This window comes from Streptomyces sp. NPDC051364, from assembly GCF_040682115.1.
Taxonomy (GTDB): domain Bacteria; phylum Actinomycetota; class Actinomycetes; order Streptomycetales; family Streptomycetaceae; genus Streptomyces.
Window position 1 is genome coordinate 36,681 of sequence record NZ_JBFBAH010000039.1, and the last position, 22,775, is coordinate 59,455.

A 22,775-nucleotide genomic window follows, 5' to 3' on the forward strand; every position below is an offset into this window, starting at 1 on the left:
CCGCTGGACCGCACCCCGAACGAGGAGCCCATGCGCACACCCCGCAGACCACCGGAAGCAGCGGCGCCGCAGCTGCCCGCGCCCCCGGCGCGCGGCCGCCGGGCCCACGCCGGACCGCCCGCCGAGGAGCCGGCGGCGCGGCAGGACCGGCAGTCCGGCCGTCCCGCCCCGGCGGCTGACGCCGATCGCGGGTCCCGCCGGCTGCGGCTGCGCCCCGCCACCGTCCGCGCGAAGATCGTGTCGCTCCTGATGGTCCCGGTCGTCTCGCTGCTCGCCCTCTGGGGCTTCGCGACCGTCAGCACCGCCCAGGACATCGCCCGGCTCACGCGCGTCCAGCGGGTCGACGAGCAGATACGCACCCCCGTCGCGGCCGCCGTCACCGAGTTGCAGGCCGAACGGCGCGCCGCCGTCCGCTACCTGGCCGACCCCTCCGCCGACCAGGGCGCCGCCCTGGAACAGCAGTCGCGGCGCACCGACGCCGCGGTCGCGCGGCTGCGGCTCGGCGACCGGCACACCGTCGCCGAATCCGGCGACCACCGCACCGAAGTCGTCGTCCGGGTCGGGGCCTTCGTGGCCGCGGCGGAGGGCCTCGGCTCCACCCGCAAGGACGTCGCGGACCGGCGTGCGACCACGGACGCGGCGTACGAGACGTACGCCCGCGTGGTGGACAGCGCCCTCTCCGTCGACGGATCCCTCTCCGGCGGCCAGAAGGCCGAACTCGGCCCCGATGCCCGCGTCCTGCTCGAATTCGCCCGCGCCGGGGAACTCCTCTCCCGTGAGGACGCGCTGATCGCCGCGCCCGGCCCGCGCACCGCCGAAACGCTTCGGCGCCTCACCGGCATCGTCGAGACCCGCCGCGCTCTCACCGCGAGTTCCGCCGACGACCTGCCCGCCGCCCAGCAGGCCGCCTGGCAGTCGGTGGCCAAGAGCGCCGCCTACGCCGAACTGACCGCTGCCGAGGACCGGGTGGTCGCCGCGGGGACGGCCACGGGCGCGGCCGCCGGGTCAGCCACCGCGTCGGCCAAGGACGCGGCCCGCGGAGCGCCGGCCGGCTGGGACGCCGCGTACACGAGCATCAGCACCTCCATGCGCGAGATCGAGGCCGCCGCGCACGCCGCAGCCGCCGACCGCACCGACCCCCTCGCCCAGGCCGGGCTCAGCACCGCCGGAGCCGCCGTACTGCTGGGCCTCGCCGCCGTCGCCGCCTCCCTCGTCATCTCCGTCCGCATCGGCCGCGCCCTCGTCGTGGAACTCGTCTCGCTGCGCAACACCGCCCTGGAGATCGCCCACCGCAAGCTCCCGCACGCCATGGACCGGCTGCGGGCCGGCCAGGACATCGACGTCGACGCCGAGACCCCGCCCGGACCGCCCGCCGACGACGAGATCACCCAGGTCGGCGAGGCGCTCGCCACCGTCCACCGGGCGGCCCTCAGCGCAGCCGTCGAGCGCGCCGAGCTCGCCAGCGGCGTGAGCGGCGTCTTCGTCAACCTCGCCCGCCGCAGCCAGGTCCTGGTGCACAAGCAGCTCACCCTGCTCGACTCGATGGAACGGCGCGCCGACGACCCCGGCGAACTCGGCGACCTCTTCCGCCTCGACCACCTCACGACGCGGATGCGCCGGCACGCCGAGAGCCTGATCATCCTGTCGGGTGCCGCCCCCGGGCGCGCCTGGCGGATGCCGGTCCCGCTGACGAACGTCGTACGGGCCGCCGTCTCCGAGATCGAGGACTACCCGCGCGTCGAGGTCCGCCAGCTGGCGGAGGCCGCCGTGATCGGCGGCGCCGTCGCCGACCTCACGCACCTGCTCGCCGAACTCATCGAGAACGCCACCCAGTTCTCCCCGCCCCACACCAAGGTCCGCGTCAGCGGCGAGGCCGTCGGCGCCGGATACGTCCTGGAGATCGAGGACCGGGGGCTCGGCATGGGCCGCGAGACCCTCCACGAGGCCAACCGGCGCATCGAACAGTCCGAGGCCCTCGACCTGTTCGACAGCGACCGGCTGGGGCTCTTCGTGGTCAGCCGGCTCTCGGCCCGGCACGGTGTGCGGGTGCACCTGCGTACGTCACCGTACGGTGGCACGACCGCCGTGGTGCTCCTGCCGAATTCCCTGCTCCAGGGCGCGATCGAGACCGGCTCCGCGCCGGCGGCGGCCCCGGACCGGGACCCGCTGGCCGAGGCCCCGGCGGGACGGGGGGAGCCGGCACCGCAGCCGCCCGCGATGACCGTGGTACGGGACGACGCCGCCCGCCGCTCGGCGGTACGGGAGGACGGGCGCGGCATCCCGCTCCCCGACCGCAGCCCCGTACGGGAGGAGCCGCGCCCGGCCCCGGTGGCCTCGTTGCGGCCGCGGGGTCCCGGGGGCGCGGCCGCCCGTACTCAGGCCGCACCGGTTCCGGCGTCGGCGGAGGATTCCGCTCCGGCGCCTTCGCCCGCACCCGCCCCGCGGCTCGCCGGAGGCTCCGCCTCCGTGCCCGACGCCTCGGTCACCGAACTGCCGCGCCGCGTACGCCAGGCCAGCCTGGTCCCGCAGCTGCGCGAGACCCCCGCCCCGAAGACCCCGGCCGGGGCGCGCCCGTCCGAGGACCCGCCGGGGCGCAGTCCGGAGCAGGCCCGGGACCGGATGGCGGCCTACCGGGCCGGCTGGGTCCGCGGGGCCCAGGAGAACTCTGCCCACGCAGGCAGTGAAGGAGAAGTGTGATGATCGAGCACCAGAGATTCGACCTCGACGGCGTCCGCAGGTCCGGCGAACTGGACTGGCTGCTGGACGACCTGGTGGTCCGGGTCCGCGAGGTCCGGCATGCCGTGGTCCTGTCCAACGACGGACTGGCGGTGGGCGCGTCCAGCGCGCTCAGCCGGGAGGACGCGGAGCACCTGGCCGCCGTGGCCTCCGGATTCCACAGCCTGGCGAAGGGCGCGGGCCGGCACTTCCACGTCGGGGGCGTGCGCCAGACGATGGTGGAGATGGACGAGGGGTTCCTGTTCGTCGCGGCCGCCGGGGACGGCTCCTGCCTTGCCGTCCTCAGCGCGGCGAGCGCCGACATCGGGCTGATCGCCTACGAGATGGCCCGGCTCGTGAAGCGGGTCGGGGAGCACCTTTACACCCCGCCCCGGTTCGCGGCGCGGCCGCCGGCTGCAGGCTGAGAGCGGCGGTCAATGAACGGCCAGTGGTACGACGCCGACGCGGGCCCGCTCGTCCGTCCGTACGCCATGACCGGCGGGCGTACGAAGCCGGGTCCGCACGGGGTCCGGTTCGACCTGATCGCGCTGGTCGTCATAGACAACGAGGGCGCTGCCGGCACGGATGCGGCGGCCGAGTCGCTGCTGGGCCCCGAACACCGGGCACTGCTCGGGCTCTGCCGGTCCGAGACCCAGTCGGTGGCGGAGCTCGCCGCGGACGCGGACCTGCCCGTGGGCGTGGTGCGGGTGCTGCTCGGGGACCTGTTGGAGGGCGGGCACGTCAAGGTCAGCCGGCCGGTGCCACCCGCCCGGCTGCCGGACGAGCGGATTCTGCGTGAAGTCATCGAGGGATTGCGAGCGCTGTGATGGGACAAAGCCACGACGGACAGGGCGGACCGGCCCGGGTGCCCGACGCGGACCAGGATCCGGAGGCCGACGGGGAACTGGCCGCGCTCGCGCTGAAGATACTCGTGGCGGGCGGGTTCGGGGTCGGCAAGACCACGCTGGTCGGCGCGGTCAGCGAGATCCGGCCGCTGCGGACGGAGGAACTGCTCAGCGAGGCGGGCGAACTGGTCGACGACACGGGCGGGGTCGCCCAGAAGACGACGACGACCGTGGCCATGGACTTCGGCCGGATCACCATCCGGTCCGGGCTGTCGCTCTACCTGTTCGGGACCCCGGGGCAGGACCGGTTCTGGTTCCTGTGGGACGAGCTGTCACAGGGCGCCCTGGGCGCCGTGGTGCTCGCGGACACCCGCCGGCTGGAGGACTGCTTCCCGGCGGTGGACTACTTCGAGCACCGGCGCATCCCGTTCGTGGTGGCCGTCAACTGCTTCACGGACGCGCGGAGGTACGGGGCGCACGAGGTTTCGCGGGCACTGGACCTGGAGTCGGGGACGCCGGTGGTGCTGTGCGATGCGCGGGACAAGGATTCGGGGAAGGAGGTGCTGATCAGGCTGGTCGAGTACGCCGGGCGGGTGCACACCGCCCGGCTGCTCGAATCGGTGGAGCCGCAGGCCGATTCCGTGTGAGTGGGCCTGCGGTGGGCGCGGCGGTGCTCGCCTCAGTGGGTCACGCCGTCAACGGAGATCACCTTGTCGATGGTGACGCGGACGAGGAGTTCGCCGGGGACGGCGTTGCGACGGCCGAAGGCCTCGGCACGCTCCTCGCCCATGTAACGGGCGCTGATCCGCGTCGCCCAGGGGAGCATCTCCTCCAGGTCCTCGCTGATTTCGGCGCGCCCCTGGAGGACGACGTAGGAGAACGGCGGACGGTCGTCGTCGACGCAGAGCGCGACCCGTCCGTCGCGAAGCAGGTTGCGGCCCTTGACCGTGCCCTTGCCGGTGTTGAACACGAAGGAATCGCCGTCGAGAACGAACCAGATGGGTGCGATGTGCGGACTGCCGTCCTCGCGGACGGTGGACAGCTTGCCGGTGCGGGTCCCGTACGAGACGAATGCCCGCCATTCCTCTTGAGTCATCTTCTTCGCCATGGGCACATCCTCCTTGCCCGAAAGGCACTGGTGGGGAAGGCTGGCGTGCACTTACTACGCGGGGTGGGGCGCGGCCATGCCGGCGGCGTCGACGGGGAGGGGCTCGAAATGGCACTGGACAAGCAGCTGGACTGGCTGCTCGACGATCTGACGCGCAGGGTCCAGCAGGTCAGGCATGCGGTGGTGCTGTCCAACGACGGCCTGGTGACGGGTGCGAGCGCGGGGCTGGCTCGGGAGGACGCGGAGCACCTGGCCGCGGTGGCGGCGGGGCTGCAGAGCCTGGCGAAGGGGTCGGGCCGGCATTTCCGGGCCGGCGAGGTACGGCAGACGATGGTCGAATACGACGACGGCGTCCTGTTCGTCATGGCGGCGGGCGCGGGGAGTTCGCTGTGCGTGCTCAGCGCCGCCGAGGCCGATATCGGTCAGGTCGCGTACGAGATGACGCTGCTGGTCAACCGGGTGGGAGAGCACCTGGGTGTGGCAGAGCGGCGGATCACCGGGGGCTGATGACTTCCGGCCTTCCCGGAGTTATCCACAGGCCTCGCGGGGCGTCGTAGCGCTGAGTTACGGTCTTCACACAGAGTAATCATCGCTCGTGGGGGAGGACCGTCATGAAGGTCGCGACGCAGTCGGGGCGCGTGCTGCCGGATGCAGGAAAGCCGGCCCTGCCGGATGTGCGGGCGTACGGGCCGGCGGTGGTACGGGCGGACCCGCTGCCGGATGCGGCGGTGGGAGGCGCCCGGGCCGCCGGGGAACTGGGGCTGACCCGGACCGAGTTCGCCCGGGCCGTCCAGCTGGGCATCCTTCGCGCAGGGCCGCCGGCGCCGGGCGGGGCCGCGCGCTACCCGCGGACGGAGCTGGACCGGATCCGGTTGGCGGACGGGTTCCCGGGCGCGCTGCGCGAGCGGGTCGAGACCGTGGCCGGAGCCGAGGCCGCGGGCGGGGTGCTGGGGATCAGCCCCGGCCGGTTCACCCGGCTCGCGCGCTGCGGGCACATCACCCCGGTCGGCTACCGGATCAACCGCTACCGGGTGGTGGTGTGGCTCTATCTGGCCGCGGAGCTGCGGGAGTTCGCCGCCCGGGAAGCGGGGATACTGCGCGGGAGCGCGCCCCCGGCGGACCGGGAGCTGATGGCGGCCAGAGCGGATCTGCGGCCGCGGAAGTGGCGCGGGCGGCATGTGGGGCTGCTGCTGAGACGAACCGCCGACCCCTGGGAGCGGGCTGCCGTCCTGGCCTCGGTACTCCCGGCGGACGAGCTGCGGGAGGCCGTGCCGGATCCGGCGGAGCGGATCGTGCTCGCCGCGCTCGCCCCGCCCCCGCCGTACGGGCACCCACAGATCCCGGCCGCCGCGGCCGTGGCGCTCCGGCTGTTGCGGGCGGAGCCGCCGGACGAGATCCACTGGTACCGCACCAGCCTGGACTTCGCGCTGACCGGGGCGCGCGGTCAGCCGAAGTAGACGGGGGAGAGGGGGCCGATATAGACCCAGGCCCCGGCCTCGCGCGTGAAGGCGCTGTGCTCGTGCAGGGAACCGGCGTGCCGGCCCTCGCGGTAGTACGCCCGGAACTCCACCGAGCCCTCCGTCTCGAACATCCCGCCGCGCTCGGCGGCGAGGATCTCGAGGCGCTCCCAGCGCTGGTCGGGATCCAGGTCGAGGCGGGCGGGCCGGGTGCTCGAGTGCCAGGAGCGCAGCAGATATGCGGTGTCGCCGACGGCGAACGCACTGAAGCGGGAGCGCATCAGCAGCTCGGCGGTGGGCGCTTGCTGCGCACCGGAGTGGAAGCGGCCGCAGCACTCCGGGTAGGCGGCGGGCAGCCCGCAGGGGCAGGGGAGGGCCGGGGTGGGCATGGGTGTGCTCAGCTCTTCGGGGAGGGGGCGGACTACTGGGGGGACACGGGCGGCTTGGCCGCGTTCTCGGCGTACGGGCGGAAGAGGCCTTCCTGGACCACGGAGACCAGCAGCCTGCCCTCAACGTCGTAGATACGGCCACGGGCCAGGCCCCGGCCGCCGTGCGCGATCGGCGACTCCTGGTCGTACAGGAACCACTCGTCCGCGCGGAACGGCCGGTGGAACCACATGGCGTGGTCCAGCGAGGCCATGTCGAACCCGCGCATGCCCCACAGGGGTTCCACGGGGATGCGCACGGCGTCGAGGAGGGTCATGTCGCTGGCGTAGGTGAGGGCGCAGGTGTGCACCAGCGGGTCGTCGCCCAGCGGGCCGACGGCGCGCATCCACACCGCGCTGCGCGGATCGGCGTCTTTGAGCTCCTCGGGAGTCCAGCGGAGCCGGTCCGTGTACCGGATGTCGAACGGCTGGCGGCGGGCCATCCGCTCCAGCGCCTCGGGCAGCGCGCCCAAGTGCTCGCGGATCTCGTCCGCGACCTTCGGGAGCGCGTCCGGGTGGGGGAAGTCGAGTCGGGGAGGCAGCTGGTGCTCGATGCTGCCCTCCTCCGGATGATGGAAGGAGGCGGTGAGATTGAAGATCGTCTTGCCCTGCTGGACCGCGGTGACGCGGCGCGTGGTGAAGGACCGCCCGTCGCGCACCCGCTCCACCTGGTACACGATCGGCACCCCCGGGATGCCGGGGCGCAGGAAGTACGCGTGCAGCGAGTGGACCGGGCGGTCGCTCTCGGTGGTGCGGCCGGCGGCCACCAGCGCCTGGCCGGCTACCTGCCCGCCGAAGACCCGCTGGAGGGACTCCTGCGGGCTGGCGCCGCGGAAGATGTTGACCTCGATCTGCTCCAGGTCGAGCAGATCGACCAGTCTCTCGGCCGGGTTCGTCATCAGAGGTTCTCCACTGTCAGGTCAGGGCGCCGCCGGCGGGAAACCGGAGCCGGCGAGGCCGGTCGCTTGCGGGTGGGGGTCCCCCCGGACGGAGTCCAGGGGGAAGTCAGAGCGCGCCGAGCTCACCGACCGAGGTCAGCCGGATGATCGCACGGCCCTCCTCGTCGGAGGCCGCGAGGTCGACCTCGGCGCTGATGCCCCAGCCATGGTCCCCGTTCGGGTCCGCGAAGGTCTGGCGGACGCGCCACAGGCCGTGCGCCGGGTCCTCCTCGATCTGGAGCAGCTTCGGGCCGCGCGCGTCGGGGCCGGTGCCCAGGTCGTCGTACTCGTCCCAGTACGCGTCCATGGCCTCGCCCCAGGCGTCCGCGTCCCAGCCGGCCTCGCCGTCCAGCTCGCCCAGCTGGTCGACGTGGTCCAGCGCGGCGAGCTCCACGCGGCGGAACATGGCGTTGCGGACCAGGACGCGGAAGGCGCGCGCGTTCGCGGTGACCGGCTTGACCTGGTCGGCCTTCTCCTGGGCCTGCTCCGCCGTCTCCACCTCCGGGTTCGCCAGCTGCTCCCACTCGTCGAGCAGGCTGGAGTCGACCTGGCGGACGAGCTCGCCCAGCCAGGCGATGAGGTCCTGGAGGTCCTCGGACTTGAGGTCGTCGGGGATGGTGTGGTCCAGCGCCTTGTACGCCCCCGCCAGGTAGCGCAGCACGATGCCCTCGGTGCGGGCGAGCTCGTAGAAGGAGGTGAACTCGGTGAAGGTCATCGCGCGCTCGTACATGTCGCGGATGATCGACTTCGGGGAGACCGGGTGGTCGCCGACCCACGGGTGGCTCTTGCGGTACACGTCGTAGGCGTGGAAGAGGAGCTCTTCGAGCGGCTTGGGATAGGTGACGTCCTGGAGACGCTCCATCCGCTCTTCGTACTCGATCCCGTCGGCCTTCATCGCGCCCACGGCGATGCCGCGCTCCTTGTTCTGCTGGGCGGCCAGGATCTGCCGCGGGTCGTCCAGCGTGGACTCGACAACGGAGACCATGTCCAGTGCGTAGGAGGGGGACTCGGGGTCCAGCAGGTCGAAGGAGGCCAGGGCGAAGGTGGACAGCGGCTGGTTGAGCGCGAAGTCCTGCTGGAGGTCGACGGTGAGCCGGATCGTGCGGCCCTCGGCGTCGGGGGTGTCGAGCTTCTCGACCACGCCGCCGTCCAGCAGCGAGCGGTAGATCGCGATGGCCCGGCGGATGTGGCGCAGCTGGGCCTTGCGCGGCTCGTGGTTGTCCTCGAGGAGGTGGCGCATCGCCTGGAAGGCATCGCCCGGACGGGCGATGACGGACAGCAGCATGATGTTGGTGACCTTGAACCGGGAGGTGAGCGGCTCCGGGTCGGCGGCGATGAGCTTCTCGAAGGTGGTGTCCGACCAGGCGACGAAGCCTTCGGGAGCCTTCTTGCGCACCACCTTGCGGCGCTTCTTCGGGTCGTCGCCGGCCTTCGCGAGCGCCTTCTCGTTCTCGATGACGTGCTCGGGCGCCTGGGCGACCACATAGCCCGCCGTGTCGAAGCCGGCCCGGCCCGCGCGGCCGGCGATCTGGTGGAACTCGCGGGCGCGCAGCGTGCGGACCCGGTTGCCGTCGTACTTGGTGAGCGCGGTGAACAGCACCGTGCGGATGGGGACGTTGACGCCGACGCCCAGGGTGTCGGTACCGCAGATGACCTTCAGCAGGCCGGCCTGGGCCAGCTTCTCGACCAGGCGCCGGTACTTGGGCAGCATGCCGGCGTGATGGACGCCGATGCCGTGCCGGACGTAGCGGGAGAGGTTCTGGCCGAACTTGGTGGTGAAGCGGAAGTTGCCGATCAGGTCGGCGATCTTGTCCTTCTCCTCGCGGGTGCACATGTTGATGCTCATCAGCGACTGCGCCCGCTCGACCGCCTGGGCCTGCGTGAAGTGCACGATGTAGACGGGGGCCTGCCGGGTCTCCAGCAGTTCGGTGATCGTGTCGGTGATCGGCGTCGTGACGTATTCGTACGACAGCGGCACGGGCCGGGTCGCGGAGCGGACCACCGAGGTCGGCCGGCCGGTGCGCCGGGTCAGGTCCCCCTCGAACCGCTTCATGTCGCCGAGCGTCGCCGACATCAGGACGAACTGCGCCTGCGGGAGCTCCAGCAGCGGGATCTGCCACGCCCATCCGCGGTCCGGCTCGGCATAGAAGTGGAACTCGTCCATGACGACCTGGCCGATGTCGGCGTACTTGCCGTCACGCAGGGCGATGGACGCCAGCACCTCGGCGGTGCAGCAGATCACCGGGGCGTCCGCGTTCACGGAGGCGTCGCCGGTCAGCATGCCGACGTTCTCGGTGCCGAAGAGCTTGCACAGATCGAAGAACTTCTCCGACACCAGCGCCTTGATCGGGGCGGTGTAGAAGGTCACCTTGTCCTGGGCGAGGGCGGTGAAGTGCGCGCCCGCCGCGACGAGGCTCTTGCCGGAGCCGGTCGGGGTGGACAAGATCACATTCGCCCCGGAGACGACCTCGATCAGCGCCTCCTCCTGCGCCGGGTACAGGGTGATGCCCTGATCCTCCGCCCACGAGGAAAAAGCCTCGAAGAGGGCGTCGGGGTCGGCGTTCGGCGGGAGCTGATCAATGAGGGTCACACCCCCCATCTTGCCTGGCTTCCCGCCGGAAGAGGGAACCGGCGGATACGGCGAAGATCACCGACTGTACGCTGTGCCGTCGACCGGGCCCGAACGAAACCGTCAACAGGGCCCGACCACCACACGACTGGGGCGGGGAACGACCATGATGGGTCCGGCGCACTCACTGTCCGGGGCGGCAGCCTGGCTGGGGGTGGGAGCGGCGGCCGCGGCCGCCGGACACCCGATGCCCTGGCCGGTCCTCGTCGTCGGCGCGCTCATCTGCGCCGGTGCCGCCCTCGCCCCCGACCTGGACCACAAGTCGGCGACGATCTCGCGCGCCTTCGGCCCGCTCTCCCGGGGCCTGTGCGAGGTGGTCGACAAGATCTCCTACGCCGTCTACAAGGCCACCCGCGCCCCGAAGGACGCCCGCCGCACCGGCGGTCACCGCACCCTGACGCACACCTGGCTGTGGGCCGTCCTGATCGGCGCCGGCTCCTCCGCGCTGGCAGCCACCACCGACCGCTGGGGCGTGCTCGTCCTGCTCTTCGTCCACCTGGTCCTGGCCGTCGAGGGCCTGCTCTGGCGGGCCGCCCGGATGTCCAGCGACGTCCTCGTCTGGCTGCTCGGCGCCACCAGCGCCTGGATCCTGGCCGGCGTCCTCGACCAGCCCGGCAACGGCGCCGGATGGCTGTTCACCGGCCCCGGCCAGGAGTACCTATGGCTCGGCCTGCCGATCCTCCTCGGCGCCCTGGTCCACGACATCGGCGACGCCCTGACCGTCTCCGGCTGCCCCATCCTGTGGCCCCTGCCGATCGCCGGGAAGCGCTGGTACCCCATCGGCCCGCCCAAGGGGATGCGCTTCCGGGCCGGCAGCTGGGTGGAGCTCAAGGTGCTCATGCCCGTGTTCATGCTGCTCGGCGGCATAGGCGGAGCCTCCGCCCTCGGCTTCATCTAGTCCGTCCGGCAAGGCAAAGACCCCGTTCCCCCGTACAGCAGCGGGGGAGCGGGGCCTCGTACGGCAGCCGGCGCGGGCGGGTCAGCCGTGCCAGGAACGCCACAGGGCCGCGTAGGCGCCGTCCGCCGCGACCAGCTCGTCGTGCGAGCCCAGTTCGCTGATCCGGCCGCCCTCGACCACCGCGATCACATCCGCGTCGTGCGCGGTGTGCAGCCGGTGGGCGATCGCGATGACCGTGCGGCCGTCCAGCACCCGGGCCAGCGAACGCTCCAGATGCCGTGCGGCCCGCGGGTCCAGCAGTGAGGTGGCCTCGTCCAGGACCAGCGTGTGCGGGTCCGCCAGCACCAGCCGGGCCAGCGCGATCTGCTGCGCCTGCGCCGGGGTCAGCGCCGTACCGCCCGAGCCCACCTCGGTGTCCAGACCGGTCTCCAGCGCCCGGGCCCAGCCGTCCGCGTCCACCGCGTCCAGAGCCGCCCACAGCTCGGCGTCGGCCGCCTCGGTGCGCGCCAGCCGGAGGTTGTCCCGCAGCGAGCCCACGAACACGTGGTGCTCCTGATTGACCAGCGCCACCTGCTCGCGCACCCGCTCCGCGGGCATCCGCGACAGCTGCGCCCCGCCGAGGGTGACCTCGCCGGTCCGCGGCGCGTAGATGCCCGCCAGCAGCCGGCCCAGCGTGGACTTGCCCGCCCCCGAGGGTCCGACCAGTGCCATCCGGGTGCCCGGCGGCACGGACATGGACACCTGGTGCAGCACGTCCACGCCCTCCCGGTAGCCGAAGCGCACCTCGTCGGCCCGGACGTCCCGCCCGGCCGGGGAGAGGGCCGCGTCGCCCGCGTCCGGCTCGATCTCCCGTACGCCCACCAGGCGGGCGAGGGAGACCTGGGCGACCTGCAGCTCGTCGTACCAGCGCAGGATCAGGCCGATCGGGTCGACCATCATCTGGGCCAGCAGTGCGCCCGTGGTCAGCTGCCCCACCGACATCCAGCCCTGCAGCACGCAGTAGCCGCCGATCATCAGCACGGAGCCGAGGATCGTCACGAAGGTGACGTTGACGACGGGGAAGAGGACCGTCCGCAGGAACAGCGTGTACCGCTCCCACGCCGTCCACTCCTTGATCCGCCGCTCCGACAGCGCGATCCGGCCCGGCCCGAGGCGGTGCGCCTCGACTGTGCGCCCGGCGTCCACCGTCTCGGTGAGCGCGGCCGCGACCGCCGCGTACCCGGCGGCCTCCGAGCGGTACGCCGAGGGAGCCCGCTTGAAGTACCAGCGGCAGCCGATCACCAGCACCGGCAGTGCCACCAGCGCGGCCAGGGCCAGCGGCGGTGCGGTCACGGTGAGCGCGCCGAAGAGCAGCACGACCCAGACCACGCCGATCGCCAGCTGCGGAACGGCCTCGCGCATCGCGTTGGCCAGCCGGTCGATGTCGGTGGTGATCCGCGACAGCAGATCACCGGTGCCGGCCCGCTCCAGTACGCCCGGCGGCAGGCCCACGGACCGCACCAGGAAGTCCTCGCGCAGATCGGCCAGCATCTCCTCGCCGAGCATCGCGCCGCGCAGCCGGACCAGCCGGACGAAGAACGTCTGGATCACGAGGGCCAGCGCGAACAGCAGGGCCACGCGCCCCAGATGGAGCTCGCGCGCCCCTGCCGCCAGCTGGTCCACGACCCGGCCCAGCAGGTACGGGCCGACCATGGAGGCGGTTACCGCGGCCGCGTTGACCGTCACCAGCACGACGAAGGCCCGCCGGTGGCGGCGGAACAGGCCGCGCACATAGCCCCGTACGGTCGCCGTCGTGCCGACGGGCAGGGTGGCGGCCGATTCGGGGGCCGCCGGATCGTGTTGCGGCGGCGCCAGGCCGATCATGCGGATTCCTCGATCTCTGTCAGTGCTTTTTCCAGCCGGGCTTCTTCCAGCCGGGTCAGTTCGATCCGGGCCACCCGCTGTTCCTCTTCGGTCTCGCGGGTGACGACCGCCCGGTAGAGCGGTTCGCCGTGCAGCAGTTCGCGGTGCGTACCGGTCGCGGCGACCGCGCCCTCGTGGATCAGGACCACCCGGTCGGCACGGTCCAGGAGCAGCGGCGAGGAGGCCAGTACCACCGTCGTGCGCCCGGCGCGCAGGGCGGTGATCCCGTCCGCGATCCGCGCCTCGGTGTGCGAGTCGACCGCCGAGGTCGGCTCGTCCAGCACCAGCACCTCCGGGTCGGTGGCCAGGGACCGCGCCAGCGCGAGCCGCTGGCGCTGCCCGCCGGACAGGGACCGGCCGCGCTCGGTGATCCGCGCGTCCATCGGGTCGTCCACCCCGTCCGGCGCCGACTGCAGCAGCGCGTCCAGGACGTCCCCGCACTGGGCGGCGGCCAGCGCTTCCCCGGCCTCGACCGCTCCGGACGCCGGTACGGCGAACAGCTCGCGCAGGGTTCCGGACAGCAGCACCGGGTCCTTGTCCTGGACGAGGACCAGCGTGCGCGCGGTGTCCAGCGCGAGCTCGTCCAGCGCGACCCCGCCCAGCAGCACCGAGACCCGGTCGGCTGCCGGCCCGTCGTCCGCCGGATGGCCGCCGAGGCGCTCGGCGAGCCCGCCCGCCAGGTCCGGGTCCCCGCACACCACGGCGGTGAACCGGCCGGCCGGGGCCAGCAGTCCGGTCGCAGGGTCGTACAGGTCCCCGCCGGGGGCCGGAGCCTGCGGAATCCCGGCGTCCGGCGTCGCCGGCTCCGGGGCGTCCGTACGCGTCAGCGACAGCACCCGGGCGGCCCGCTGGGCGGAGGGCCGGGAGAAGGAGTACGCCATGGCGATCTCCTCGAAGTGCCGCAACGGGTAGAGCATCGTGGCCACCGCACTGAAGGCGGCCACGAGTTCACCGACCGCCAGCCGGTCGTCCAGCACGAGCACGGAGCCGTACCAGACCACAGTGATCAGCAGCGCGCCCGGCAGCAGCACCTGGATCGCGGAGATCAGCGCCCACATCCGGGCGCTGCGCACGGCCGCCTTGCGGACCTCCTGCGAGGCTTCGCGGTAGCGGCCGAGGAACAGCTCCTCGCCGCCGATGCCGCGCAGCACCCGCAGGCCGGCCACGGTGTCGGAGGCCAGTTCGGTGGCCCTGCCGGCCTTCTCGCGCTGGATGTCGGCGCGTTGGGTGGCGCGGGGCAGCAGCGGCAGCACGGACAGGGCGAGCACCGGGACGCCGATCGCGACGACCACGCCGATCGACGGCGCGTAGAACAGCAGGCCGACGCAGATGGCGACGACGGAGAAGGCGGCGGCGAGGAAGCGGGAGACCGCCTCGACGAACCAGCCGATCTTCTCCACGTCGCCCGTGGAGACCGCGACCACTTCGCCCGCCGCGACCCGCCGGGTCAGGGCGGAGCCCAGCTCGGCGGTCTTGCGGGCGAGCAGCTGCTGCACGCGCGCGGCGGCGGTGATCCAGTTGGTGACGGCGGTCCGGTGGAGCATCGCATCGCCGACCGAGATGGCGATGCCGATCAGCACCAGCAGCGCGCCGACCAGCAGCAGCCCGGTGCCGTCCCGCCGTACGACCGCGTCGACGCCCATGCCCACCGCGTACGGCAGCCCGGCGATGCCGCAGAAGTGCACCAGTCCCCAGCACAGACTCCTGGCCTGCCCGCCGAGTTGGCCCCGTCCCAGCCACAACAGGAAGCGCGGGCCGGAGCGAGCATCGGGTACCCCGGGGTCCGGATACGGAAGATCGCTGATCTGCATGACGCCTCATGACTGGTCGAGTGGTTCAAACCGTGCAAGGTTCGCCTTCCGGACCGGTCCCGGGCAATCGATTTTGCGTTGGCCAAGGCCTTACGTGGCGGGATGTGCGGCGCTCTTGCGGCCCGACCGGCTGCGTATCGCCACGTCAAGGACGGGTGGCCCGCTCCAGTTCCAGCAGAGCCGAGTAGTAGCTGCGGCCGGTGGCCCGGTCCATGCCCACCTCGCACATCCGGTTCGCCGACAGATGCGCGTCGTACGCCCGCGACGTCACCTCCGCCGCCTCGCGCTCCGTCGCCGATGCCGTCAGCTCCGGATGCAGCATGCCTCTGTCGCCGGCGAAGGCACAGCAGCCCGCATCGTCCGGAACCACCACCTCCGTCGCACACGCCTCGGCCACCGCCCGCAGCTGCGCCTCGTCGCCCAAGTGCCGCATCGAGCAGGTCGGATGGAGCACGGCCGAGCCCACCGTGCGCCGGATCTCCAGGTGCGGGAGCAGCTCGTCCGCCGCCCACACGACCGAGTCGACGACCGTCAGCTCCGCGTGCAGCGCCCGGTTGTCGTCCGTCAGGAACGGGACCACCTCGTGCGCGATGCCCAGCGTGCACGAGGACGCGTCGACCACCAGCGGCAGCCGCCCGCCGGCGGTCCAGCCCCAGGCGGCCTCCACGATCCGGTTGGCCATCACCCGGTTCCCGGCGTCGTAGCCCTTGGAGTGCCAGATCGTCGCGCAGCAGGTGCCCGCGACGTCGCCGGGGATCCACACCGGCTTCCCGGCCCGCTCCGACACCGCCACCACGGCCTCGGGCAGGGAGGGGCCGGGCCGACTCTTGGGGCCGCCGAAGATCCGGTTCACGCAGGCCGGGTAGTACACGGCCGCCGCGCCCACCCGCCGGGTCCCGGGCAGCTTCCGGGCGGCCGCGCCGGGGATCTGCGGCAGCCACTCGGGAACCAGGTCGGGGCGTACGGCCTTGCGCGCGGCCCCGGTGACCGCCTCCAGCAGCCGGCTCCCGACCCGGTCGGCCAGCCGGTCGACCAGCTTGTCGGCGGCGGCCACGGCCAGCCGGGCGGCGCCCTCCACGGACTTGAACCGCGTCGCGGCGAGCGCGGCGGCCCGCTCCTCGCGCGGGCTGTGCCGGCGGTGGCGGAAGTCCCGCATCAGGGCGCCCGTGTCGATGCCGACGGGGCAGGCCAGCTTGCAGGTGGAATCACCCGCGCAGGTGTCCACGGCGTCGTAGCCGTAGGCCTCGAGCAGCCCGTCCAGCACCCGGGAGCCGGGCTGCTGGCGCATCATCTCCCGGCGCAGCACGATCCGTTGCCGGGGTGTGGTCGTCAGGTCCTCGCTGGGGCAGGTCGGTTCGCAGAAACCGCACTCGATGCACGGATCGGCCACCGCCTCCACCTGCGGAATCGTCTTCAGCCCGCGCAGATGGGCTTTCGGGTCGCGGTCGAGGAGGATGCGCGGCGCGAGCAGTCCGTCCGGGTCGACGACCCGCTTCGTCCGCCACATCAGCTCGGTGGCCCGGGGCCCCCACTCCAGCTCCAGGAAGGGGGCCATGTTGCGGCCGGTGGAGTGCTCGGCCTTCAGTGAGCCGTCGAACCGCTCCACCGTCAGCCGGCAGAACGCCTCCATGAAGGCCCCGTACCGCTCCACGTCGGCGGGCTTCGCGGCGTCGAAGGCGAGCAGGAAGTGCAGGTTGCCGTGGGCCGCGTGGCCCGCGACGGCCGCATCGAAGCCGTGCTCCGCCTGGAGTGCGAGGAGCGACTCGCAGGCCTCGGCCAGCCGGGAGGGCGGCACTGCGAAGTCCTCGGTGATCAGAGTGGTGCCGGAGGCGCGGGCCCCGCCGACGGCGGTGACGAAGGCCTTGCGGGCCTTCCAGTAGCCGTTGATCGTCTTCGTGTCCCGGGTGAGGGCGTTGGTGACCGAGGGCACCGGCGCGACCAGGTCCAGCCCGGCGAGGACCTCGGCGGCGCGCCGCTCGTACTCCGCGCGCCCCGCCTCGTCCGGAGCGCGGAACTCCACCAGCAGGGCGGTGGTGTCCTTCGGCAGGCCGGCCCAGTCGGCGGGGACGCCCTCGACGCTGACCGAGGCGCGCAGCGTGTTGCCGTCCATCACCTCGACGGCGAGGGCGCCCGCCTCGTTGAACAGCGGTACGGCGGCGGCCGCCGCGGGCAGCGAGGGGAAGAAGAGCAGGGCGCTGGTGAGCTCGCGGTCCAGCGCCACGGTGTCGAAGACGACCTCGGCGATGAAGCCGAGCGTGCCCTCCGAGCCGACCATCAGCCCGCGCAGGATCTCGACGGGCGTGGCGCCGTCCAGGTACGCGTCGAGGCGGTAGCCGGTGGTGTTCTTGATCTCGTACTTGGCCCGGATCCGGGCGACGAGTTCGGGATCGGCCTCGATCTCCTGCTTGATCTCCATCAGCCCGCGGCACAGAGCCGGTTCCGCGCGCGCCAGCTCCTCGTCGGCCAGCGGATCGGCGGTGTCCACGACGGTGCCGCCGGGCAGTACGAAGGTGAGGGAGGAGAGCGTGCGGTACGAGTTCCTCGTGGTGCCCGCCGTCATGCCGGACGCGTTGTTGGCGACGACTCCGCCGAGGGTGCAGGCGACGGCGCTCGCGGGGTCGGGGCCGAGGACGCGGCCGTGCCGGGCGAGCACGGCATTGGCCCGCGCCACGGTGGTGCCGGGCCGGATCCGGGCCCGGCGGCCGTCCTCCAGCACCTCGATACCGGCCCAGTGGCGGCGTACGTCGACCAGGATGTCCTCGCCCTGGGCCTGGCCGTTCAACGAGGTCCCGGCGGCGCGGAAGACGATCTCGCGCCCGCGGCCGTGGGCGTACGAGAGGACCGCGGAGACGTCGTCGATGTCCTCGGCGATCACCACCACCTGCGGCACGAACCGGTACGGCGAGGCGTCGGAGGCGTAGCGGACCAGGTCGGAGACCTTGCACAGCACCTTCTCGGCGCCCAGCAGCTCGGTCAGCTCGGTGCGCAGCGGCTCCGGGGTGCCGGCGGCGTGGTGCTCCGGGACCCGGTCGGGGGCGGGGCCGCTGATGCTGCGCGGGCGCAGGGCCCCGGGCCTCGGTTCCAGCAGCGGCATGCGCGACCCCTTGCCTACTCGTTCGGCCTAGTCCCGGGGAGCGTTTCCCGGCCTCGGGGGCGGCCTTATCGGCAGCGGCGCTCCATCGGGGCGTCCGTCAGAGCGTTCATCAGGCCGCCGAGCACCTCGCGCTGCCCGGCGGTCAACGGAGCCAGGATCTCCTCTGCCGCGTCGGTTCGCGCGTTGCGCAGCCGGCGCAGCGTGGCGCGGCCCGTGTCGGTGAGCTCGATCCTTATGACGCGCCGGTTCGCCGGATCGGGCGCGCGACGCACGCATTCGGCGGCCTCCAGGCCGTCCACCAGCGTGGTCACGGCGCGGGGCACGACTTCCAGACGGGCGGCGAGGTCCGCCATCCGGGGCGGCTCGTCGCCGTCGTAGTGCGAGACGAGGCGCAGCAGCCGGCTCTGGGCGGGGGTGATGCCGAGCGGTTCCAGGTGGCGCTTCTGGATCCGGTGCAGCCGGCGGGTCAGCCGCAGCAGCTGTTCGGCGAGGACGCCGTCTGTGCTGTCGGTTTCGGAAGCGGTGCTCATACTGGGAAACAGTACCAGGACCAGATTCATTGTGAGCATAGGTAACAATGAGCTATGCTCATGCGAGTCTCGTCAGAAGGAGGCCCATGCGCCCCGAAGAACCGAAGTGGACCCCATCGAAAGAAGCCCTCGACCCCGACCGCCCCGCCCCCGAGGAGCAGCCGCGTGAGCTGCGCCGGATCGTGGGCCTGTTCGGCCCCTACCGCGGCCGCCTCGCCGTCGTGGGGCTGCTCGTCTGCGCCTCCTCGCTGGTCGGAGTGGCCTCGCCGTTCCTGCTGAAGGAGATCCTGGACGTCGCCATCCCCGAGGGGCGGACCGGGCTGCTCAGCCTGCTCGCGCTCGGCATGATCCTCACCGCCGTCGTCACCAGCGTGTTCGGCGTGCTCCAGACCCTGATCTCCACCACCGTCGGCCAGCGCGTCATGCACGACCTGCGCACCGCCGTGTACGCCCAGCTCCAGCGGATGCCGCTGGCCTTCTTCACCCGCACCCGGACCGGCGAGGTGCAGTCCCGCATAGCCAACGACATCGGCGGCATGCAGGCCACCGTCACCTCCACCGCGACCTCGCTCGTCTCCAACCTGACGGCAGTGATCGCCTCCGTCGTCGCGATGCTCGCCCTCGACTGGCGGCTCACCCTCGTCTCGCTGCTCCTGCTGCCGGTGTTCGTGTGGATCAGCCGGCGGGTCGGCCGCGAGCGCAAGAGGATCACGCTCCAGCGGCAGAAGCAGATGGCCGCCATGGCCGCCACGGTCACTGAGTCCTTGTCGGTGAGCGGCATCCTCCTCGGCCGCACGATGGGCCGCGCCGACTCGCTGACCCGGTCCTTCTCCGACGAGTCCGAGAAGCTCGTCGGTCTCGAGGTGCGCTCCAGCATGGCCGGGCGCTGGCGGATGTCCACGATCGGCATCGTCATGGCCGCCATGCCCGCGCTCATCTACTGGGCCGCCGGCATAGCCCTGCAGTCGGGCGCCCCCTCGCTCTCGGTCGGCACCCTCGTCGCCTTCGTGACGCTCCAGCAGGGCCTGTTCCGGCCCGCCGTGAGCCTGCTGTCGACCGGCGTGCAGATCCAGACCTCGCTCGCCCTGTTCGGCCGGATCTTCGAGTACCTTGACCTGCCGGTGGACATCACCGAGCGCGCGGACGCGGTGCGCCTGGACCGGGCCAGGGGCGAGGTCCGCCTGGAGGACGTGCACTTCGCGTACGACGCCAAGCACGGGCCCACGCTGGCGGGGATCGACATCACCGTCCCGGCCGGCGGCTCGCTCGCCGTGGTCGGCCCGACCGGCTCGGGCAAGAGCACGCTGAGCTACCTCGTGCCCCGGCTCTACGACGTGACCGGCGGCCGGGTCGCCATCGACGGCGTGGACGTACGCGACCTCGACTTCGACTCGCTGGCCCGCTCCATAGGCGTGGTCTCCCAGGAGACGTACCTCTTCCACGCCTCGGTCGCCGACAACCTCCGCTTCGCGAAGCCGGACGCCACCGACGAGGAGATCGCCGAGGCGGCCCGCGCGGCCCAGATCCACGACCACATCGAGTCCCTGCCCGACGGGTACGACACCCTGGTCGGCGAGCGCGGCTACCGCTTCTCCGGAGGCGAGAAGCAGCGCCTCGCCATCGCCCGCACCATCCTGCGCGACCCGCCGGTGCTGATCCTCGACGAGGCCACCAGTGCTCTCGACACCCGCACCGAGCATGCCGTGCAGCGGGCCATCGACAACCTTTCCCAAGGCCGCACCACGATCACCATCGCGCACCGGCTCTCCACCGTCCGCGACGCCGACCAGATCGTCGTCCTGGACAAGGGCCGTATCGCCGAGCGCGGTACGCACGAGGAACTGCTGGAGGCGGAGGGCCGGTACGCGGCCCTGGTCCGCCGTGACCGGGAAGCCGCGCTCACCCCGGAGGCGGCCGCGGCCCGAGTGGTCCGGGAGGTGTCGGTGGCCAAGGGCGCCAGGTCAGCGGAGCCGGCGGGGGGAGCCGCGCAACCTACGCCGGTAAACGTGTGATCGTATGACAGATGTACGGGCGTGATGCCCGACATGTGACGCTTCGCGGGTTAGCGTGCCCGCATGCGTCATGAGTACCAGCCGCCACGGCGTCGTTCCCGGCTCACCCGCCGGGGCCGTCTGGCGCTCCTCCTCGGCATGCTGCTCGCCATCGGTGCGACCGCAGCCGTCTTTCCGCTGCTGCGGAGCGCGGAAGCCCCCGAGAAGCCGCGCCAGTTGACCATTCCCGAGGGCTGGCGAGCACCTCAGGTGTACGCCGCGATCGACCGCGAACTGAAGCTCCCGGCAGGTTCCGCCAAAGCGGCGGTCGCCACGGCCGGACTGGCCCTGCCCGCAGAGGCGAAGGGCAATCCGGAGGGTTTCCTGTTCCCGGCGACGTACCCCGTGACCTCGAAGTCCACGCCGGCCGCCCTGCTCGCCTACATGGTGCAGACGGCCAACCGGAAGCTCGCGACCAAGGCCGTCGCCGACGGTGGCAAGGCGCACGGGATGACCCCGTATCAGACGGCCACCCTCGCCAGCATCATCGAGGCGGAAGCCGAATCCCGCGCCGACCAGGGCAAGGTCGCCCGGGTGGTGCACAACCGGCTGGCTCGGTCGATGCGGCTCCAGATGGACTCCACCATCAACTACGCGCTGGGCCGCAGCACGGTGGACACCACGCTGAGCGAGACCCGGATCGACAGCCCCTTCAACACCTACGAGCGCCAAGGGCTCCCGCCGACGCCGATCGACAGCCCGGGCCTGGAGGCGATGGCAGCGGCCGTCGCGCCGACGCCCGGCGACTGGCTGTTCTTCGTCACCGTGAAACCGGGGGACACCCGCTTCTCGGCGACGTACGAGGAACACAAGAGGCATGTCGCGGACTTCAACCGGATCCGGGCCGCTGCCGGCGCCGGGCGGGCCCAGGCAGGCTCCCGCGCCGATTAGAGGGAGCCGACGGCGGCCGCTTCGCGGGCGCCTTCGGTGTCATCGGCGCCTCGGGCCAGCAGGCGGCGGATCTCGCGGACCGCGGCGCCGCCGGCGCGGTTGGCGCCGATCGTCGACGCCGACGGGCCGTAGCCGACCAGGTGGATCCGCTCGTCGCGGTCCGCGCGGGTGCCCTCGACCCGGATGCCGCCGCCGGGCTCGCGCAGGTGCAGCGGAGCGAGGTGGTCGATGGCGGCCCGGAATCCGGTGGCCCACAGGATCACGTCGGCCTCCACGTGCCGCCCGTCCGCCCAGGCGACGCCCGTTGCCGTGATCCGGTCGAACACGGGCCGCCGGTCCAGCGCCCCCGAGGCCAGCCCGGCCAGGACGGCCTCGTTGAGCGGGAGTCCGGTCACGCTGACCACGCTCTGCGGGGGCAGCCCCTGGCGCACCCGTTCGTCGACCAGGGCCACCGCTGCCCGGCCCTCGGCCTCGCCGAAGCTCCCGTCGCGGAACACGGGAGGCCGCCGGGTCACCCAGGTGGTCTCCGCCGCCACCCCGGCGATCTCCAGCAGGTGCTGCACCGCCGAGGTGCCGCCGCCCACCACGACCACCCGGGCTCCGGCGAACTCCTGCGGACCCGGGTAGTTCGCGGTGTGCAGCTGGCGGCCCCGGAAGGTCTCCTGGCCCGGGTAGCGCGGCCAGAACGGCCGGTCCCAGGTCCCCGTCGCGTTGATCAGGGCCCGCGCGGACCAGGTCCCGGCCGAGGACTCCACGCGCAGCCGCCCGTCGGCCCCGCCTCGTACGGCCGTGACGTCCACGGGCCGCCGTACGCGCAGCCCGAACCGGTCCTCGTACGCGCCGAAGTACTCCCCGATCACCGCCGAGGACGGCCGCAGCGGGTCGGCGTCCGTGAGCTCCATGCCGGGCAGGGCGTGCATCCCGTGCACCTTGCCGTACGTCAGCGAGGGCCAGCGGAACTGCCAGGCGCCGCCGGGTCGCGGTGCATGGTCGAGCACCACGTGGTCGATCCCGGCCCGCGCCAGGTGGTACGCGCTGGACAGCCCCGCCTGCCCGGCACCCACGACCACCACGTCGACGTCCGCCGCACCCCGCATGATTTCGTTCACGGTTCTACCAACTCGCGGATGCGGCGGGATCTTCCCTGCCGGTCGGGAAGCGAGCCAGTGCCGCGTCAGGCAACGTTCGCCCCGTCGCGCAAACGTAGCTTGACGCGGCACTAAGCGGTCTCGGGGGAAGTGGGGCACGCCCCCGCGCCGCCCGGCACGGCGCCTCGCCGCGTTGTCGCAGCACCCTGGTACGTCCAGCACAAGCGTGCCGCTCCGCCTTGCGATGCACCGCACCGGACGACGCGAAAACGCACCCCACTTCCCCGAGGCCGCTTAGGCGCAATGCCGTTGACGTAGGGCTGGATTGGTGAGACGACGTCATCGGGGGGTGGTGTCGGTGGCGTTGTCTCTTCCGGATCTGGCCGGGGTGGG

General features: G+C 72.6%; 18 protein-coding genes. 9 read left to right on the plus strand and 9 right to left on the minus strand.

The features are described 5' to 3' along the window. The first annotated feature begins 30 nt into the window (after positions 1–30). Genes AB0M76_RS38710 through AB0M76_RS38725 form a run of 4 tightly spaced genes read left to right on the plus strand, consistent with a single transcriptional unit; the run spans position 31 to position 4,207 of the window. Complete coding sequence (locus AB0M76_RS38710) at positions 31–2,697, plus strand: nitrate- and nitrite sensing domain-containing protein (RefSeq protein WP_365957422.1); 2,667 nt, start codon at positions 31–33, stop codon at positions 2,695–2,697. After that, positions 2,697–3,140, plus strand: a complete 444-nt coding sequence (locus tag AB0M76_RS38715; protein WP_266631662.1) for a roadblock/LC7 domain-containing protein — start codon at positions 2,697–2,699, stop codon at positions 3,138–3,140. Before AB0M76_RS38710 ends, AB0M76_RS38715 begins: the two co-directional genes overlap by 1 nt. A 12-nt stretch (positions 3,141–3,152) precedes the next feature. Further along, the gene (locus AB0M76_RS38720) at positions 3,153–3,542 is read left to right on the plus strand and encodes a DUF742 domain-containing protein (protein WP_365957423.1); all 390 of its coding nucleotides are present in this window, start codon (positions 3,153–3,155) and stop codon (positions 3,540–3,542) included. Beyond that, positions 3,542–4,207 carry an ATP/GTP-binding protein gene (locus AB0M76_RS38725; RefSeq protein WP_365957424.1) on the plus strand — a complete coding sequence of 222 codons (666 nt, stop codon included), beginning with the start codon at positions 3,542–3,544 and terminating at the stop codon, positions 4,205–4,207. Before AB0M76_RS38720 ends, AB0M76_RS38725 begins: the two co-directional genes overlap by 1 nt. A 32-nt stretch (positions 4,208–4,239) precedes the next feature. Here AB0M76_RS38725 and AB0M76_RS38730 read toward each other — a convergent pair whose 3' ends face one another. Continuing rightward, a complete protein-coding gene (locus tag AB0M76_RS38730; protein WP_267001064.1) occupies positions 4,240–4,668 on the minus strand; it encodes a PPOX class F420-dependent oxidoreductase in 429 nt (142 codons plus the stop codon). Positions 4,669–4,776: 108 nt separating this feature from the next. Between AB0M76_RS38730 and AB0M76_RS38735 the strand changes: the two genes are divergently transcribed. Both AB0M76_RS38735 and AB0M76_RS38740 read left to right on the plus strand, forming a co-directional pair. Beyond that, complete coding sequence (locus AB0M76_RS38735) at positions 4,777–5,175, plus strand: roadblock/LC7 domain-containing protein (RefSeq protein ID WP_030296771.1); 399 nt, start codon at positions 4,777–4,779, stop codon at positions 5,173–5,175. Positions 5,176–5,279: 104 nt separating this feature from the next. Beyond that, entirely contained in the window at positions 5,280–6,125 is an 846-nt protein-coding gene (locus AB0M76_RS38740; RefSeq protein WP_365957425.1) for a DUF6397 family protein, read from the plus strand. Here AB0M76_RS38740 and AB0M76_RS38745 read toward each other — a convergent pair. From AB0M76_RS38745 to AB0M76_RS38755, 3 genes are all read right to left on the minus strand, one after another. Further along, on the minus strand, positions 6,113–6,514 hold the full coding sequence (locus AB0M76_RS38745; protein ID WP_365957426.1) for a YchJ family metal-binding protein: 402 nt from the start codon (positions 6,512–6,514) through the stop codon (positions 6,113–6,115). The two genes, AB0M76_RS38740 and AB0M76_RS38745, sit on opposite strands and share 13 nt — an antisense overlap. 32 nt (positions 6,515–6,546) lie before the next feature. Continuing rightward, on the minus strand, positions 6,547–7,449 hold the full coding sequence (locus tag AB0M76_RS38750) for an acyl-CoA thioesterase II (protein WP_365957427.1): 903 nt from the start codon (positions 7,447–7,449) through the stop codon (positions 6,547–6,549). A 106-nt stretch (positions 7,450–7,555) separates the two neighbouring features. Then, complete coding sequence (locus tag AB0M76_RS38755) at positions 7,556–10,078, minus strand: DUF3516 domain-containing protein (RefSeq protein WP_365957428.1); 2,523 nt, start codon at positions 10,076–10,078, stop codon at positions 7,556–7,558. 145 nt (positions 10,079–10,223) lie between these two features. On the opposite strand from AB0M76_RS38755, the gene AB0M76_RS38760 reads away from it, so the two are divergent. After that, a complete protein-coding gene (locus tag AB0M76_RS38760) occupies positions 10,224–11,015 on the plus strand; it encodes a metal-dependent hydrolase (RefSeq protein ID WP_133898761.1) in 792 nt (263 codons plus the stop codon). A gap of 81 nt (positions 11,016–11,096) precedes the next feature. On the opposite strand, the gene AB0M76_RS38765 is transcribed toward AB0M76_RS38760, so the two are convergent. From AB0M76_RS38765 to AB0M76_RS38780, 4 genes are all read right to left on the minus strand, one after another. Then, positions 11,097–12,878, minus strand: coding sequence for an ABC transporter ATP-binding protein (locus AB0M76_RS38765; protein ID WP_365957429.1), 1,782 nt, complete (start codon positions 12,876–12,878; stop codon positions 11,097–11,099). Next, complete coding sequence (locus AB0M76_RS38770) at positions 12,875–14,728, minus strand: ABC transporter ATP-binding protein (protein WP_365957430.1); 1,854 nt, start codon at positions 14,726–14,728, stop codon at positions 12,875–12,877. Before AB0M76_RS38770 ends, AB0M76_RS38765 begins: the two co-directional genes overlap by 4 nt. Before the next feature lie 145 nt (positions 14,729–14,873). Further along, on the minus strand, positions 14,874–17,822 hold the full coding sequence (locus AB0M76_RS38775; protein ID WP_365957431.1) for an FAD-binding and (Fe-S)-binding domain-containing protein: 2,949 nt from the start codon (positions 17,820–17,822) through the stop codon (positions 14,874–14,876). Between the two features lie 65 nt (positions 17,823–17,887). After that, positions 17,888–18,352 carry a MarR family transcriptional regulator gene (locus AB0M76_RS38780; protein WP_365957432.1) on the minus strand — a complete coding sequence of 155 codons (465 nt, stop codon included), beginning with the start codon at positions 18,350–18,352 and terminating at the stop codon, positions 17,888–17,890. Between the two features lie 86 nt (positions 18,353–18,438). Between AB0M76_RS38780 and AB0M76_RS38785 the strand changes: the two genes are divergently transcribed. Continuing rightward, entirely contained in the window at positions 18,439–20,364 is a 1,926-nt protein-coding gene (locus AB0M76_RS38785; RefSeq protein ID WP_365957433.1) for an ABC transporter ATP-binding protein, read from the plus strand. A 63-nt stretch (positions 20,365–20,427) separates the two neighbouring features. Then, a complete protein-coding gene (gene mltG, locus AB0M76_RS38790; RefSeq protein WP_365957434.1) occupies positions 20,428–21,294 on the plus strand; it encodes an endolytic transglycosylase MltG in 867 nt (288 codons plus the stop codon). Here the strand turns inward: mltG and AB0M76_RS38795 are convergent. Continuing rightward, positions 21,291–22,391 carry an FAD-dependent oxidoreductase gene (locus tag AB0M76_RS38795; protein ID WP_365957437.1) on the minus strand — a complete coding sequence of 367 codons (1,101 nt, stop codon included), beginning with the start codon at positions 22,389–22,391 and terminating at the stop codon, positions 21,291–21,293. The genes mltG and AB0M76_RS38795 overlap by 4 nt on opposite strands. Between the last annotated feature and the right edge of the window lie 384 nt (positions 22,392–22,775).

What these genes read in the sequence shown, in the direction of transcription:
- AB0M76_RS38710 (WP_365957422.1), top strand. Translation starts at nt 31, where the DNA reads ATGCGCACACCCCGCAGACCACCGGAAGCAGCGGCGCCGCAGCTGCCC.
- AB0M76_RS38715 (WP_266631662.1), top strand. Translation starts at nt 2,697, where the DNA reads ATGATCGAGCACCAGAGATTCGACCTCGACGGCGTCCGCAGGTCCGGC.
- AB0M76_RS38720 (WP_365957423.1), top strand. Translation starts at nt 3,153, where the DNA reads ATGAACGGCCAGTGGTACGACGCCGACGCGGGCCCGCTCGTCCGTCCG.
- AB0M76_RS38725 (WP_365957424.1), top strand. Translation starts at nt 3,542, where the DNA reads ATGGGACAAAGCCACGACGGACAGGGCGGACCGGCCCGGGTGCCCGAC.
- AB0M76_RS38730 (WP_267001064.1), bottom strand. Translation starts at nt 4,668, where the DNA reads ATGGCGAAGAAGATGACTCAAGAGGAATGGCGGGCATTCGTCTCGTAC.
- AB0M76_RS38735 (WP_030296771.1), top strand. Translation starts at nt 4,777, where the DNA reads ATGGCACTGGACAAGCAGCTGGACTGGCTGCTCGACGATCTGACGCGC.
- AB0M76_RS38740 (WP_365957425.1), top strand. Translation starts at nt 5,280, where the DNA reads ATGAAGGTCGCGACGCAGTCGGGGCGCGTGCTGCCGGATGCAGGAAAG.
- AB0M76_RS38745 (WP_365957426.1), bottom strand. Translation starts at nt 6,514, where the DNA reads ATGCCCACCCCGGCCCTCCCCTGCCCCTGCGGGCTGCCCGCCGCCTAC.
- AB0M76_RS38750 (WP_365957427.1), bottom strand. Translation starts at nt 7,449, where the DNA reads ATGACGAACCCGGCCGAGAGACTGGTCGATCTGCTCGACCTGGAGCAG.
- AB0M76_RS38760 (WP_133898761.1), top strand. Translation starts at nt 10,224, where the DNA reads ATGATGGGTCCGGCGCACTCACTGTCCGGGGCGGCAGCCTGGCTGGGG.
- AB0M76_RS38765 (WP_365957429.1), bottom strand. Translation starts at nt 12,878, where the DNA reads ATGATCGGCCTGGCGCCGCCGCAACACGATCCGGCGGCCCCCGAATCG.
- AB0M76_RS38770 (WP_365957430.1), bottom strand. Translation starts at nt 14,728, where the DNA reads ATGCAGATCAGCGATCTTCCGTATCCGGACCCCGGGGTACCCGATGCT.
- AB0M76_RS38775 (WP_365957431.1), bottom strand. Translation starts at nt 17,822, where the DNA reads ATGCCGCTGCTGGAACCGAGGCCCGGGGCCCTGCGCCCGCGCAGCATC.
- AB0M76_RS38780 (WP_365957432.1), bottom strand. Translation starts at nt 18,352, where the DNA reads ATGAGCACCGCTTCCGAAACCGACAGCACAGACGGCGTCCTCGCCGAA.
- AB0M76_RS38785 (WP_365957433.1), top strand. Translation starts at nt 18,439, where the DNA reads ATGCGCCCCGAAGAACCGAAGTGGACCCCATCGAAAGAAGCCCTCGAC.
- mltG (WP_365957434.1), top strand. Translation starts at nt 20,428, where the DNA reads ATGCGTCATGAGTACCAGCCGCCACGGCGTCGTTCCCGGCTCACCCGC.
- AB0M76_RS38795 (WP_365957437.1), bottom strand. Translation starts at nt 22,391, where the DNA reads ATGCGGGGTGCGGCGGACGTCGACGTGGTGGTCGTGGGTGCCGGGCAG.